The following is a 15,464-nucleotide window of genomic DNA, read 5'->3' on the forward strand; positions in this document are numbered from 1 at the left end:
GCGCAAGCCCGTACCGGCATGCCTCGCCGGTACGGGCTTCCGCGTTCCGTCAGGGGAAGACGACCAGCGCGCGGCCGCCCTTGCCCGCGAGCATGTTCTCGAAGGCGCCCGGGATGCCGTCCAGGGTGATCCGCTCGGTGACCAGCGCGCCGAGGTCGAGCCGGCCGGCCCGGATGTGCCCGGCGAGCACCGGCAGGTCCTCGGCCGGGTTCGAGTTGCCGTAGACGCAGCCGGCCAGGGTGCGGCCCCAGTGGAAGAGTTCCAGGGCGTTGAACGTGACCTGCTGGTCCTTGCCTCCGATGCCGACGACCGTGGTGCGGCCGCCGCGCCGGGTGGACTCCCAGGCGGTCCGGATGGTGACGGCGCGGCCGACGCACTCGACGGCCACGTCGACGCCGTGGCCCCCGGTCAGCTTCCGGATGTCCTTGGCCGTGGTCTCGGAGGCCACGACGTACTCGGTGGCGCCCGCCGCCCTCGCGAGCGCCTCCTTCTCCGGGGACACGTCCACGGCGACGATCGTCGAGGCACCCGCGATCCGGGCGGCCTGGAGCGTCGCGAGTCCCACCCCGCCGACGCCGAAGACGGCGACGGTCTCGTTCTTCCGGACCCGGGCCGAGTGGTGGACCGCGCCCCAGCCGGTGAGGACGGCGCAGCCGAGCAGGGCCGCGTCGGTGAGCGGCACGCCGTCGGGGACGGGCAGGACGCAGTTCGCGGCGACGACCGTCTCCTCGGCGAAGGCGGCGACGTTGAGCCCGGGGTGGAGCTCGGTGCCGTCCTCGGTGCGGGCGTGGATGTTCGCGGTGCCGGTCAGGGCGTTCGCGCAGAGCCAGACCTCGCCGAGCGAGCAGGGGTGGCAGCTGCCGCAGGACGGCGCCCAGTTGAGGACGACGCCGTCGCCCGGGGCGACGTGCGTGACGCCTTCCCCGACGGAGACCACCGTGCCCGCGCCCTCGTGGCCGAGGACGGCCGGGACGGGCACGCGCATGGTGCCGTTGGAGAGGGAGAGGTCGGAGTGGCAGACCCCGGCGGCGGCGAGCCGGACCCGGACCTGGCCGGGTCCGGGCTCGGGGAGTTCGATGCCGGTGATCTCCAGCGGAGAGCCCACGGCGGGCAGGACGGCGGCGCGGATCACGCTGTTCGCTCCTTCTGCGCTCAGGACTGTCAGAACTGCAGGGACTTGGTCTGGAGGTACTCGGCGAGGCCGTGCGCGCCGAGCTCCCGGCCGACACCGGACTGCTTGTACCCGCCGAAGGGGGCCAGCGGGTTGAAGCGGCCGCCGTTGATGTCGACCTGGCCGGTGTCCATGCGGCGCGCGAAGGCGATGGCCTCGGACTGCTCGCCCCAGACGGCTCCGGCGAGGCCGTAGACGGTGCCGTTGGCGATGGCGAGGGCCTCGTCCTCGTCCTCGTACCGGAGGAGCGAGACCACCGGGCCGAAGATCTCCTCCTGCGCGATGGTCATCTCGGGCGTGACGTCGGCGAAGACGGTCGGCGAGACGTAGTAGCCGGTCTCGCGCGGGGCCTCCGGGCCGCCGGCGACGAGCCGGGCGCCCTCCTCGATCCCCTTCTCGATGTAGCCGCGCACGCGCTGCTGCTGCTTGGCGTTGACGAGGGGGCCGACCCGCTCGCCGGGGACGTACTTGGCGACGGCCTCGGCGGCGAGCGCCACCGCCTCCTCGTACCGGTCGGCGGGGATCAGCATCCGGGTCCAGGCGCTGCACGTCTGGCCGGAGTTGGACATGACGTTGGCGATGCCGACGGCGACGGCCCTGGGGAGGTCGGCGCTCGGCAGGATCACGTTGGCGGACTTGCCGCCGAGTTCGAGGGCGACCCGCTTGACCGCGCCGCCCGCGAGCGCGCCGATCCTCCTGCCCACCGCCGTGGAGCCGGTGAAGGAGACGAGGTCCACGTCCGGGTGCTCGGCGAGCGCCTGTCCGGCGACCGGGCCGAGACCGGTGACCAGGTTGAAGACGCCGGCGGGCAGGGCGGCCTCGTGGACGGCCTCCGCGAAGAGCTGGGCGGTGAGCGGGGTGTCCTCGGCGGGCTTGAGGACGGTGGTGCAGCCGGCGGCGAGGGCCGGGGCGACCTTGGCGACGATCTGGTGGAGCGGGTAGTTCCAGGGGGTGATCGCGGCGACGACGCCGACGGGCTCGGCGTAGACGGTGGAGTTGCCGACCTTCTCCTCGAAGGGGTGGGTGGCGGCGAGTTCGGCGTACGAGCCGGCGACCGCGATCGGCAGTCCGGCATGGACGGCGGCGGCGAGCTGCGGCGGGGCGCCGAGCTCGGCGGTGACGGTGGCGGCGATCTCCTCCGCGCGGGCCGCGAGCGCGTCACGCAGCGCGGCGATCCGGGCCCCGCGCTCGGCGGGCGGGGTCGCGGCCCAGCCGGGGAGCGCGGCGCGGGCGGCGCGGACGGCGGCGTCGACGTCCTCGGCGGTGCCGGCCGGGACGTGGCCGATGACCTGCTCGTCCGCCGGGTTGATCACCGGGATGGTCTCCGTGGAGGAGGCGGGACGCCACTCCCCGCCGATGTACATCGCGTCGTGGGCCTTCATCCGCTGTCTCTCCTCACGTGGCGGCTTCCTCGTCCGCCCCAAACTAGCGCTGTTAGTTTTCCGGCGCCAGGGTCCGCCGGGGTGCGCCGCCTCACGGCCGGCCCGGGGCCGCGCCCGTGCTGGGCGGAGCGCCGGTCCGTTGCCGTGTGGACCCGCGCCCGCGACGGGGCGGTCGCCACCGCCCGTGTGGGCCCGCGCCCGCGACGGGGCCGTCGCCACCGCCCGTGTGGGCCCGCGCCCGCGACGGGGCGGTCGCCACCGCCCGTGTGGGCAATCGTCCCGCATGGGGGTCCCCCCAGGACGAAGTTCTAGAGGGAGGGACGGGTGGGCACACGGGACGGCGCGCTCCAGCGGCGCCTCCGCGTTCCGGGCCTGGACCCGCACCACCCGGGACGGCGCACACGGGGTGCGGGTCCAGGCGCGGGAGCCTCAGGCGCCGGCAAGGGCGCCGTTCCGTTGTGCCCACCCTCCCCCAAGCTCTCGGCTTCGCTCGAGCAGGGGGGACCCCCATCGCCCCTTGCGGAACGCCTGCCCACAACGGGTCGGAAGCGCGGCCCACAACGGCGCGGGGCCCCAGTAATTCCCCAGTAACGCCCCGCCCCTAGCGTCGCCGACCGAGCCCGCCCCGCCGCCCCCGGGCCCTGGAGGCGGCGGGGCGCCGGCTTCCCCCGTACCAGCGATGGAGGAGCCACCCACATGCACCCGCCCCGCTCGCCGCTCCGGTCCCCCCTCCGGCGCGGAACCACCGCCTGGGCCGCGGCCGCCGCCACCGCCGCGGCCCTCCTCGCGGCGCCCGCCGCGACGGCGGCACCGGCGTCCACACCGACCTCCGCACCCGCCCCCCACGCCACCGTCGACCCCGCGGTCACCGCGACCGTCGACGCGGGCGGCGAGGCGACGTTCTTCGTGGTCCTCGCCGAGCGCGCCGACCTCTCCCGGGCCCGCGCCCAGCACGGCCACGAGAACAAGGCCCGGACCGCCTTCGAGGCCCTGCGCGCCGAGGCCGGCCGCAGCCAGGCCCCGCTCACGCGCTTCCTCGACCGGGCCAGGGTCGGCTACGAGTCGTACTGGATCGCCAACGCCGTCAAGGTCACCGGCGGCAAGGCCCTCGTCGAGCAGCTCGCCGCCCGCCCCGACGTGGCGGCCCTCCGCCAGGAGCGGCACTACACGCTCGACGCCGTCGAGCAGGCCTCCACGGCCGCCGAGGAGGCCGTGACGCCCGAGTGGGGCGTCAAGGACATCAAGGCCGACCAGGTCTGGTCGCAGTACGACAACCGCGGCGAGGGCATCGTCGTCGCGAACGTCGACTCGGGCGTGCAGTTCGACCACCCCGCCCTGAAGGGCAACTACCGGGGCAACCTCGGCGACGGCACCTTCAGCCACGACTACAACTGGTACGACCCGACCGGCCAGTGCACCGGCGGCACGCCCTGCGACAACAACGGCCACGGCACCCACACCATGGGCACCATCGCCGGCGCGGGCGGCATCGGCGTCGCCCCCGGCGCGAAGTGGATCGCGGCCAAGGGCTGCGAGGCCCGCAGCTGCTCCGACTCCTCGCTCCTCAAGTCGGGCCAGTGGATCCTGGCGCCGACCGACCGCAACGGGCAGAACCCGCGCCCGGACCTGGCCCCGGACATCGTCAACAACTCCTGGGGCGGCGGGAACACCACCTTCTACCAGGACATCATCACCTCCTGGAACGCCGCCGGGATCTTCGAGGCCTTCGCGGCGGGCAACGCCGGCAACGGCGTCAGCTGCTCCACCACCGAGGCCCCCGGCGCCCAGGCCCCGGCCTACGGCGTCGGCGCCTACGACGCGAACGGGAAGATCGCCGACTTCTCCGGTTTCGGCCCCTCCCTCGTCGACGGCTCGATGAAGCCGAACATCTCGGCCCCGGGCGTGAACGTCCGCTCCTCCTGGCCCGGCGGCCTCTACCGCGCGATCTCCGGTACGTCGATGGCGACCCCGCACGTCGCGGGCGCCGTCGCCCTGCTCTGGTCCTCGGCGCCCTCCCTCATCGGCGACATCGAGGCCACCCGGGCGGCTCTGAACGGCTCCGCCCGTGACGTCGACGACACCCACTGCGGCGGCACCGCGGCCGCCAACAACGTGTGGGGCGAGGGCAAGCTGGACATCCTCGCCGCCGTCGACCGCGCCCCGCACAGCGCGGCCACCGTCACCGGCACGGCCACCGACCGGGCCACCGGCGCCCCGCTCGCCGGAGTCACGGTCACGGCGGCCGCCGAGGGGACCCGGCGCACGGTGACCACCGACGCGGCCGGCGCCTACCGGCTGACGCTCCCCGCCGGCACGTACACCCTCACCGCCGGCGGGTACGGCTACCGGAACCTCACCGAGAACGGCCTCACCGTCACCACGGGCCAGGCCCTCTCCCACGACCTCGCCCTGGACGCGGTCCCCACGCACGCCGTCACCGGCACCGTCCTCGACGTCACCGGCAAGCCCCTGAAGGGCGCCACCGTCCGCTTCACGGACGCGCCGCTCGCCGCCGTCGTCACCGACGCCTCCGGCGCCTTCCGCTTCCCGGCCGTCGCCGAGGGCTCCTTCACCCTCACCGCGACCCCGGCCGCGCCCGTCCTGTGCAACGGCGTCTCCACGAGCGTCCTCACGGTGGACGGCGACGAGAACGTGACGGCCGCGCTGCCCGCCCGTACCGACGCCTCCGGCAACGGCTGCCTGCCCGCCCCGTACGCCTGGAGCACCGCGTCGACGAAGCTCGCGCTCTCCGGCGACGAGAACGCGAAGACGATCGCCCTGCCGTTCCCCGTCTCCTTCTACGGCGTCACCTACGACCAGGCGAGCGTCACCACCAACGGCCTGGTCAACTTCCTGGCCCCGCGGCTCGGCGACTACGCCAACACCGCGCTGCCGTCCCCGGGCCAGCCGAACGGCATCCTCGCCGCCTACTGGGACGACCTGACCCTGGACGCCAAGTCGGCGGTCAGGACCGGGACCAGCGGGACCGCCGGGCAGCGCAGGTTCACGATCCTCTGGGAGAACGCGGCCTTCGCCGCCGACACCACCAAGCGCGTCACCTTCGAGGCCGTCTTCGAGGAGGCGACCGGCGCGATCGTCCTCCAGTACCAGTCGATCGGCACCGACTCCCTGGAGGCCGGCGGCGGCGCGACCGTCGGCATCGAGAACCAGGCCGGGACGGACGCCCTGCAGTACTCCTTCAGCGAGCCGGTCCTGACGGACCGTTCGGCCCTCCGCATCTTCCCGAAGGCGGCGTGATGACCCACCGTTCCCGGCGCGGCGTACGCCTCGCCTCCGCCCTCGTCGCGGCGGGCCTCGCCCTCACCGCGCTCCCCGCGACCACCGCCATCGCGGCCGGCGAACCCGTCACCCCCGACGGCGCCCGCATCCTCACCGACGCCCAGGCCGACGCCCTGGAGCGGCGCGCCGAGGCCCCGGAGCCCCTCGACGTCACCCCGCAGACCGAGCAGCCCACCGCGGCCGCGGCGGCCGAGACGCAGGACACGTCGGCCTCGGGTGTGAGCCTCACCGCGGCCTCGGCCCTGGAGACCTACCGGGGCCAGGCGGACACCGCCCAGCTCGACGGCGGGCACGGCGACTTCCTCGCCGTGCACAGCCTCGGCACCGTCACCCGGCTCGCCGCGGACGGCCGCACGGTCTGGAAGCGGGACAACGCCTCGCTCTACGCCGACTGGCAGGTCAAGAACATCCGCCCCTGGCAGTCCGAGCCGTACCCGGCGCGGATCACCACCGGGTTCCACGCCAACAGCCCCTTCGCGGACACCTCCGACCGGGGCTGGGCGCAGGGCGACCTCACGGGCGACGGCGTCGCGGACATCGTCTTCACCGCCGATGTCGGCACCAGCCCGTACCGCCCCTTCACCTCCCCGGGCTCACCGCTCAGCACGGGCACCTTCGTCACCGTCCTCGACGGTGCCACCGGCCGCACGCTGTGGTCGAAGCTCTTCGCGGACGCCCAGCAGGTCACGCTCGTCGGCGGCGTCCTGCTCGTCGGCGACCAGCCGTCGACCAACCTCAACGCGGCGAAGGACGCCACCGCGTCGCTCCAGGCCTACCGCTTCTCGTACGACGGCACGAGGCTCTCCCCGTCGGCGGCCTGGACGTACGAGACGGGGCAGCGCAACGGCCGGTGGGGCTCCACCGTTCCCCTCGGGGACGGCCGCGTCGCGGTCTCCTGGTACGTGAAGAAGACCGCGACGGCCCCCGCCACGGGCCGCACCCTGGTCCTCGACACGGCCGACGGCTCGGTCGTGTGGCGGACCGACAACGACCTGTACTCCCGTCAGCTGGCCTACGACCCGGTCCGCCGGCGTCTGGTCGCCCTGGAGCAGGCGGACTACCGGGACGGCGTGCGGTACGAACTCGCCGGCTACGACCCGGCCGACGGCACCCGCACCCCCCTCGACACCCGGGTCAACGCGCTCGGAACCGGGCTGCGGATCGGCCAGCTGCGCGGGGACGAGGCGCCGGAGTACGCGATCAGCGAGTCGACGCTCGACGAGTACCAGTACGTCAACACCGCGACCGTCCGCGCCCTGGACGGCGCCGACGGGGCCGAGCTGTGGTCCCAGACGGTGAAGCGCGGCGCGGACAACTTCAAGGACGGCGACTCCGCGCTCGGTCTGAAGATCGTCGACGGCAAGGTCCTCGCCTCGTACTTCACCACCGAGGGCAAGGAGACCGCCGCCAACCCGGGCGGCACCCGCTTCGGCACCCTGACCGCGTTCAACGGTCAGGACGGAAAGGTGCGCTGGCAGCACAAGGGCGCGGACGCCTCCCCGATCTACGCCCAGCCGTACCGGGAGGGCGACGAGTGGCGGGTCAGGACCGTCGACAACGAGCAGAACATCCGCTCGTACACGCTCGGCAGCGGGCACCAGACCTCCGTGATCCCGCTCCAGGCGAACCTGAGCACGGGCCTCGCGGCCGACGTGAACGGCGACGGGCACAAGGACGTGGTCGTCGGCGGCCAGTCCCAGGGCCTGTGGGCCTACGACGGCCCGTCGCTCGCCGCCGGGAAGCCCCGGATGCTGTGGCGGACGACCCTGCCGGGCTCCGTGCAGGGCGACATCCGGATCGCCGACACCGACGGCGACGGGCGGCGTGACGAGCTGGTCGTCGCGGCCGACACGGCGGCGGTGGTCGTCGACTCCGCCACCGGCCGGGTCCGCAGGACCATCGACGGCAAGGGGCAGTTCGTCCGCTCCGTGTCGGTCGGGGACGTCGACGGGAACGGCGACGACGAGATCCTCGTGCCGACGGACGCGGTGCGCGCGTACGCCGGCGACGGACACCAGCTCTGGGAGTACGCGCCCGCGGCCGGCCTGGTCTTCTCCGACCTCGCCGTCGCCGAGGGCAAGGTCCTCGGCTCGTACCAGACGCGCGGTGCGCTCGACGGGACCGGCCGGGTCGGCGGGACGGCGCTCGACGCCCGTACGGGCGAGGTCCTCTGGTCGGCGGACCCGACGTGGACCGGCGACGTGGACACGAAGGTCTACGCGGCGCAGCTCTACCACGGGGTGTACGCCTCGCCCGGCATCCCGTACGCCGACGGGCACGCGGTCGTGTACTCGTGGATCGTGCGGGAGGGCCAGTTCTGGAGCACCTACTTCGAGTTCCGCGACCTCCGTACGGGCAAGGTCGTCCGTACCGGGACCGGCGGCGGGTCCTGGACGATCGGCAACTGGTTCACCGGCGACGAGGGCCTCGTCCTCGCCGGCACGGCCTCGCTGCGGACCTTCGCCAAGGACGGCCAGGAGTACGGGGTCTACACCCTGCCGACCCTGCACCGGGCGGAGTTCGCCACGGGCCCCGGCGGCCGGCGGCTCATCATCGGCGGCACCGAGGGCGCCACGTACGTGTGGGACCCGGCGGTGCTCACCGCCGGCCGGAACTACCCCGACCACCTGACCAAGCTGGTCGGCTACGCGCAGCAGAACCTGGTCGTCGCGGACCTCGACGGCGACGGGGTGGACGAGGTCGTCGGCCTCGGCAAGGACGACACGGGCTTCGACCGGACGATCGAACTGTCCGGCGGCCGCTATCTGCTCCAGGACGACGCGATGCACGGCATGGTGACGGGCCGCCTGACGGCGGGCTGACCCCCCGGCCCGAGACCCCCGTCCGCACCGCCGGGCGGGGGTCCCCGCGTTTTCTGGACCGCGCCATTCCGGTGCACGGGGCACCCATTACAGTGGGCGCCCTCATGAGCGCAGACATACCAGCGGGCGCACCTCCGGTGCTGCGGGTGCACCTCCTCGGCGGGTTCCGGGTGGACCGGGACGGCGGGCCGCCGCTCTCCGAGCGGTGGCCGCGCCCGAGCGCCCGGACGCTGGTGAAGCTGCTCGCGGTCTCCCCCGGGCACCGTCTCCACCGTGAGCAGGCGCTGGAGATCTGCTGGCCGGACGCGGACCCGCAGGCCGCGCTGGGCAGTCTGCGGGTGGCGCTCCACGCGGCCCGCCGGGCGATCGAACCCGAGCTGGCGCCCCGGGCGGCGTCCTCCTATCTGACGGGCGAGGGCGCGCTGCTGCGCCTCGATCCTCGGACGGTACGGATCGACGCCGACGAGGCCGAGGCCCTCGCGGAGGCGGCGCTCGCCGACGGCGGGCGCGCCGGACTCGCGGCCGCCGTGGAGGCGTTCACGGGCGACCTGCTGCCCGAGGACCGGTACGCGCCCTGGGCGGAGGCCCGCCGCGAGCGGCTGACCGCCCTGCGGGAACGCACCCTGGTCGCCCTGGCCGCCGCCCATCTGGCGGCCGACTGCCCGGAGGAGGCGGTGGCGGCGGCCGAGCAGGTCCTGGTGGCGGCTCCCGCCGAGGAGGAGGCGCACCGGCTCCTGATCGAGGCGTACGTCCGGCAGGGGCTGCGCCGGCGGGCGGTCGCCCAGTACCACCTGTGCCGGGAGGCACTGGACGCGGAGTTCGGCGTGCGGCCCGGACCGGAGACCGAGCGGCTGCACCGGGCGGCGCTCGCCACCACCCCGCCGGCCTCCCGGTCGGTGGGGCCCACGCTGCCGGCCGTGGTGCGCCGGCCGCCCGGCACTCCGCTGCGCGGCCGGGACGAGCTCCTCGCCCGGCTGCTCGCCGCCGGCTCCCCGCCCGTACTGCTGCTCACCGGGGAGGCCGGGCTCGGCAAGACCCGGCTGGCCGGGGAGGTGGCCCGGCGGGCGGCCGCCGAGGGCACGGCCGTGCTATGGGGGGCGGGCCACGACGCGGAGGGGCACACGCCGTACGGCCCGTTCGCCGAGGCGCTGGACGGCTGGCTTGCCGGCCGGCCGACGGCGGAGCGGGCCAGGACCGGGACGGAGTATCCCGAACTGGCGGCGCTCCTGCCGTCCTTGGGGCGGGTGCCCGCCGGGAGTGGGCGGAGTCCCGAGGAGGAGCGGGACCGGCTGTTCCGGGCGACGGCGGGGCTGCTCGGTGAACTGGCTGCGGAGCGGCCCGTGATGGTGGTGCTGGACGACCTCCACGCGGGGGACGCGGGCTCGTTCCAGCTCCTCGGCCATCTTGCCCGGCGGGCCGGGGAGTCCGGAAGGGCCTGGCGATTTCTCGCCACTGTGCGCCCGGAGGAACTTCCGGCCGCCGACCCGCGCCGCCAGGTCCTCGACCTGCTGCTCCGCCAGTCGCTCGCGGCCGCGGTCGAACTCCCCCGGCTGTCCCGCGAGGCCTGTCTGGCACTGACGGCCGACGCCCTGGGCACCGAGAGTCCCGCCCCCGAGCGGGTCTGGGAACTGTCCCTCGGCAATCCGCTGTTCGCCCTCGAACTGGCGCGTGCGGTCCGGGACGGGGACGGCCCGGCCGGCGCCCCTGAGGGCGTGCGCCAGCTGGTGGCCGAGCGGCTGGCCCGGCTCGCGCCCGCGGCCCGCCGGGTGGTCGACGCGGTCGCCGTCGCCGGTCAGGACGCGGCCCTCACCGAGGTCCTCGACGTGGCCCGGCGCGGCGGGCATCCGCGGCTCTCGGCGGCCGAGGCCACGGAGGCCGTGGAGGCGGCCGTCGCCGCCTCGGTGGTCGAGGAGCGCCAGGTGGTCTCCGAGGGCCGGCCCGTCGCCGGGCTCGCCTTCCGTCACCCGCTGGTCCGGCTGACCTGCTACGAAGGCCTGTCGGCAGCCCGGCGCCGGCTGCTGCACTCGGCGTACGCGGAGGCGGTGCTCCGCCGCCGCCCGGAGGCCGTGGACACGCTGGCCGCCCATCTGACCCGGGCGGACGACCCGCGCGCCACCGGCTATCTGCGGCAGGCCGCCGAGCGGGCGGCGGCCCTCTACGCCAACGACACGGCCGACCGCTACTACGCCGAACTCACCGACCGGCTCGACGCGCTGGCCGCCGACTCCGCGCGGGCCCGCATCGACCGCAGCGCCGTGCTGCGCCGGCTCGGCCGGTTCGACGAGGCGGCGCGGCTGCTCGGCGAGGCGCTGGACGAGCTGGGCCGGCGCGGGGACGCCGACGGCCGCGTCCTGGCGGCGGCGCGGCTCGCGGAGCTCATGCCGAAGACGCGCGGCACGGAGGAGGGCTTCCGGCTGCTCGACTCCTGCCCGCCCGGTCCCGACACCCCGGCGGCGGTGGCGAGCGCCCACCATCTGTCCCGCGCGGTGCTGTGCTTCGTCGCGGGCCGGTACGACGAGGGGGTGGTCGCCGCGCGGGCCGCGGAGGACGCGGCGCAGGCGGTGACCGGACCGGAGCGGCGCGGGCTGCTCGCCAGGGCACTCGCCGCGCAGGCGACCTCGCTGGGTCTCGCGGGGCGCTTCGGGCAGGCGGGGCCGGTCGCGGACCGGGCGCTGCCGCACGCGGAGGCGTACGGCGATCCGCAGCTGCTCGCCTCGGTGCTCTCGGTGCTGCGCGAGACCGCCCGGCGGGCGGGGCGGCTGCGGGAGGCGATCGAAACGGGCCGCCGGGCGCTCCGGTTGGCGGAGCGCGCGGGCGATCCGACGGCGACGGTCTTCGAGCGGGCGAACCTCGCGGAGCTCCACCTTCTGGTGGAGGAGGTGGAGGAGGCGCGCGAGCTGGCCGAGACGGCGGTGCGGGACACCGGTTCGCACGCCGGGTGGTGCGCCCCGTACGCCCTGGTGGCGCTCGCCCGGGTCCGTATGCGGGCGGCCGAGCCGGGCGGTGGTGAACTCCTCGATCCGGCCGAGCGGACGGCCCGGGCCCAGGGGGACCACCAGGCCGGGTACGAGGTGCGGTCCGCGCGCGCCGAACTCGCCGTGCGGGAGGGCAGACCCGAGGAGGCGCTGCGGCTGCTCGCGGACTGCCGGGAGACGGGCGCCGCGCATCTGGCGGCGTGGGCGCTCCTGGCCTGCGGCCGGGCCGCGGAGGCCGCGGAGACCGCGGCGGGCGAGGCGGAGCGGGCGGAACGGGCCGGGGAGCGGCTCGCGGAGACGGAGGCCCGTACGGCGCACGCCGCCGCGCTCGCGGCGCTCGGCCGGGAGCGGGAGTCGGCGGCGGGCTTCGCCCGGGCGACCGCCCTGGCGCAGACCCTGCCGTATCCGGCGGGGGCGCGGCGGGTGGCGTGGGCCCGTGGGGCGGGGTGGACGGACGGCGCGCCGGGGATGGTCTGAATCCGGCGCGGGGGCACGGGCGGTGCGCCGGGGACGGCCTGATCCCGTGGGCGGGAACGGGACGGCGCCCCCAGGACGGGCTGATCCGGCTCACGGGGAAGGACGGAGGATCCGGAACGGTCCGGATCCAGCGCACGGGGAAGGACGGAGGATCCGGAACGGTCCGGATCCCGTGCACGCCCCAGCCGGCGGGCGGCTGGATTCCGTCGGCGGGGCGTGGGTCGGTGGCGGTGGTCAGATCTTCTGGGCGATCTCGGTGAGATGGGCGAAGACGACGATGTTCGCCTCGTAGCCCTTGCCGCGGTCGAAGGTTCCCCCGCAGGTGAGCAGACGGAGTTCGGGCCGCGTGCTGTCTCCGTACACCTCCTTGTCGGGGAAGTCGCTCTTGGCGTACGTCCGGACCCGGTCGACCGTGAAGACGGCGACCTTGCCGTCGGCGCGGGCGACCCGGACGGTGTTGCCGGCGCTGAGCGAGTTGAGGTTGAGGAAGACGGCGGGCCCGGTGCGGGTGTCGCGGTGGCCGACGACGACGGCGGTCCCGCGCTCGCCGGGCGTGGGCCCCTTGGCGTACCAGCCGACGACCCGGGGGTCGTCGACGGGCGGTGTGCCGAGCCGCCCGGTGGCGTCGAGGGCGAGGTCGATGACGGGGGCCTCGATGGTGATGGCCGGGACGGCGACGGTGACGGGGCGCGAGCGGGCCAGCGGCGCGGGCGGGGGCGCGGGCCGCGGCTTGGGCGTGGCCTTGGGCAGCGCCCTGGTCTTCGCCTTGTGGTCCAGGGCGGCCGGTGCTCCGGCCGCCGCCCCGGTCCGGCCGTGCGTGGCCGGACCGGGGGTGGCCGGGCCTGCGGCGAGCGGCGGGTCGGCCGGTTCCTCGTCACCGGCCCACCAGACGCCCCCGGTCACCAGGACGGTGGTCACGACCACCGTCCTGGTGAGCCGGAGCAGACGCCGCTGCCTGCGCGTGAAGCGGGACCTACGCGGCGCCATTGTCGCGGCGGCGCGAGCGGCGGATCAGGACCAGTCCGGCCGTGCCGGCGAGGCCGGCGGCGACGGCCGCCCCGACGCCGAAGGCGGAGGAGTCCTCGGCGGCGAGCTGTGCGCTGCCGCCGCCGCCCGCGCCGACCGGGCCGTGCGGCCTGCCGTGGCCGTGGCCGCCGTTGCCGCCGTTCCCGTTGCCGCCGTTGCCGTTGCCTCCGTTGCCCGGGCCGCCGTTGCCGTTGTCCCGGCAGGCGCTGATGACGTTGAAGACCTTCGACTTGGGTGCGCCGAGCTTGCCTTCCCACGTCCACTCGACCTTGTACATGCCGATCGGCAGGGAGATCGGTCCGGCTGCTCCGTCACCGTTGGTGTTGAGGACGACCGTCCCGGACCTGAGCGGGTTGCCCTGGTTGTTTCCGGGCGGGCCGGGCTGCGGATAGATCGCGTAGTCGATGCTCGGGAGTCCGTCGAAGTTGAGGGCGGCGAGGCGGAACGGGCAGTCGACGCGGGGCTCGTTCACCGGGCTGGTGTCGGCCGTGGTCGACTGGTGCACCTTGACGTCGCCGTCGTCCCCCGGGGCGGCGAGGGCCGTCTGGGCTCCCCCGAGGGTGACGGCGCTGAGCGCCATGGTGGCGAGCACGGCGCGAAGAAGGGTACGGGTGGGGGGTGTCGTCATCGTGGAGGTCCTCCAGTCGTGAGCACATCGGGCGCTACTGCGATAATCCGACTATCTGTCACAACATGGACACGGAGGGTGGCGACCCGTCGCGCCACCCTCCGACTTCCACCCGTCCGGCTCACTCCCCGGCACCGCGCGTGACCAGGGACGGAGCCGTCCGGGTCAGATGATCCCGAAGAGGATCCCGGCCGCGAGCACGACCAGCGAGGTCAGCGCGGCCCACTTCACCGTGAACCTGGTGTGGTCGCCGAACTCCACCTTCGCCATGCCGACGAGCACGTACACCGCGGGCACCAGCGGGCTCGACATGTGCAGCGCCTGGCCGACCAGCGAGGCCCGGGCGATCTCCAGGGGCGACACGCCGTGCGCCGCACCCGCCTCCGCGAGGACCGGCAGCACGCCGAAGTAGAAGCCGTCGTTCGACATGAAGTAGGTGAGCGGGATGCTCAGGACGCCGGTGACCAGCGCCATGTGCGGACCCATGCCCGCGGGGATGGCGCCGACGAGCCAGTCGGCCATGTGCTTGACCATGCCGGTGCCGGTGAGGACGCCGGTGAAGACGGCCGCGGCGAAGACCATGCCGGTGACGTTGAGGACGTTGTCCGCGTGGGCGGCGATGCGCTCCTTCTGCTCGGCCATCTTCGGGTAGTTGACGGTGAGCGCGAGGGCGGCGCCGAGGAGGAACAGCACCGGGATCGGCAGCAGTTCGAGGATCATCGCGGTGAGCAGCGCGGCCGTGAGGCCGGCGTTGAACCAGTACAGCTTGGGCCGCAGCGTCGTACGGTTCGGGTCGAGGCCCTGGAACCCGTCACCGATCTCCGCACCCGTACCCGTACCCGTACCGCCCGCGGCGCCCGACGCGTTCCCGGTTCCGACCGCGCCCTTGCCCTTGCCGGTCCCGCCCGTGCCGCCGCCCGCCGTGACCAGCACCGCGTCGGTCTCCGGGGTCAGGACCTCGTCGAGGGTCAGGTAGCCGATGCGCTTGCGCTCCCGGCGGCCGAGCACGTACGCCAGGGCGAAGACGAAGAGCAGGCCCACACCGAGCGCGGGGATCATCGGCACGAAGATGTCGCCGGCGTCCAGCTTGAGCGCGGTCGCCGCGCGGGCGGTGGGGCCGCCCCACGGCAGCGTGTTCATGACGCCGTTGGCCGTGGCGGCGACACCCGTCATGACCACCAGGCTCATCTTGAGCCGCTTGTAGAGCGGATACATCGCCGAGACGGTGATCATGAACGTGGTGGAACCGTCGCCGTCCAGGGAGACGATCGCGGCGAGCACCGCCGTACCCACCACGACCCGCACGGGGTCGGCCTTGCAGAAGCGCAGGATGCCCCGGACGATCGGATCGAAGAGGCCGACGTCGATCATGACGCCGAAGTAGACGATCGCGAACATCAGCATCGCGGCGGTCGGCGCCAGCTTGCCGACGCCTTCGATCACGTAGTCGCCGAGCTGGGCCCCCTGCCCGACCGCGACGCAGAACAGCGCGGGAATCAGTACGAGCGCCGCGATCGGCGACATCTTCTTCAGCATGATCAGGACCAGGAAGGTCGCGATCATGGCGAAGCCGAGGACGGTCAGCATGGAGGACACCTCACGTTCACCCTTGAACTGCCGCCGAGCGGCGGTGCGGATGACGGTAGGTGCCCTCTTCTGCCGTTAACAAGATGTTGACGCGTG

Annotated in this window: 8 protein-coding genes; 3 read left to right on the plus strand and 5 right to left on the minus strand. The window is 74.6% G+C overall.

All coding sequences use genetic code 11. The annotated features are described in order from the left end of the window. Positions 1–49: 49 nt before the first annotated feature. A complete protein-coding gene (locus ABT041_RS30460; RefSeq protein ID WP_351190476.1) occupies positions 50–1,132 on the minus strand; it encodes a Zn-dependent alcohol dehydrogenase in 1,083 nt (360 codons plus the stop codon). 29 nt (positions 1,133–1,161) lie between these two features. Continuing rightward, positions 1,162–2,553 (minus strand): aldehyde dehydrogenase family protein, encoded by a 1,392-nt coding sequence (locus tag ABT041_RS30465; RefSeq protein WP_351190478.1) that lies wholly within the window; start codon positions 2,551–2,553, stop codon positions 1,162–1,164. 696 nt (positions 2,554–3,249) lie between these two features. Here ABT041_RS30465 and ABT041_RS30470 point away from each other — a divergent pair. The 3 genes from ABT041_RS30470 (at position 3,250) to ABT041_RS30480 (ending at position 12,127) form a co-directional block, all read left to right on the plus strand. Beyond that, positions 3,250–5,811, plus strand: a complete 2,562-nt coding sequence (locus tag ABT041_RS30470) for a S8 family serine peptidase (RefSeq protein WP_351190480.1) — start codon at positions 3,250–3,252, stop codon at positions 5,809–5,811. After that, positions 5,811–8,675, plus strand: coding sequence for an FG-GAP-like repeat-containing protein (locus ABT041_RS30475; protein WP_351190482.1), 2,865 nt, complete (start codon positions 5,811–5,813; stop codon positions 8,673–8,675). The genes ABT041_RS30470 and ABT041_RS30475 overlap by 1 nt, the downstream gene beginning before the upstream one ends. A 104-nt stretch (positions 8,676–8,779) precedes the next feature. Next, complete coding sequence (locus tag ABT041_RS30480; protein WP_351190484.1) at positions 8,780–12,127, plus strand: ATP-binding protein; 3,348 nt, start codon at positions 8,780–8,782, stop codon at positions 12,125–12,127. 234 nt (positions 12,128–12,361) lie between these two features. On the opposite strand, the gene ABT041_RS30485 is transcribed toward ABT041_RS30480, so the two are convergent. The 3 genes from ABT041_RS30485 to ABT041_RS30495 form a co-directional block, all read right to left on the minus strand. Further along, positions 12,362–13,114, minus strand: coding sequence for a class F sortase (locus ABT041_RS30485; protein WP_351190486.1), 753 nt, complete (start codon positions 13,112–13,114; stop codon positions 12,362–12,364). Continuing rightward, a complete protein-coding gene (locus ABT041_RS30490) occupies positions 13,101–13,781 on the minus strand; it encodes a hypothetical protein (protein ID WP_351190488.1) in 681 nt (226 codons plus the stop codon). The genes ABT041_RS30485 and ABT041_RS30490 overlap by 14 nt, the downstream gene beginning before the upstream one ends. A 165-nt stretch (positions 13,782–13,946) precedes the next feature. After that, complete coding sequence (locus ABT041_RS30495) at positions 13,947–15,368, minus strand: CitMHS family transporter (protein WP_351190490.1); 1,422 nt, start codon at positions 15,366–15,368, stop codon at positions 13,947–13,949. Positions 15,369–15,464: the final 96 nt, after the last annotated feature.

Origin of the sequence: Streptomyces sp. NPDC002825, from assembly GCF_040295385.1 — a bacterium.
GTDB lineage: Bacteria > Actinomycetota > Actinomycetes > Streptomycetales > Streptomycetaceae > Streptomyces.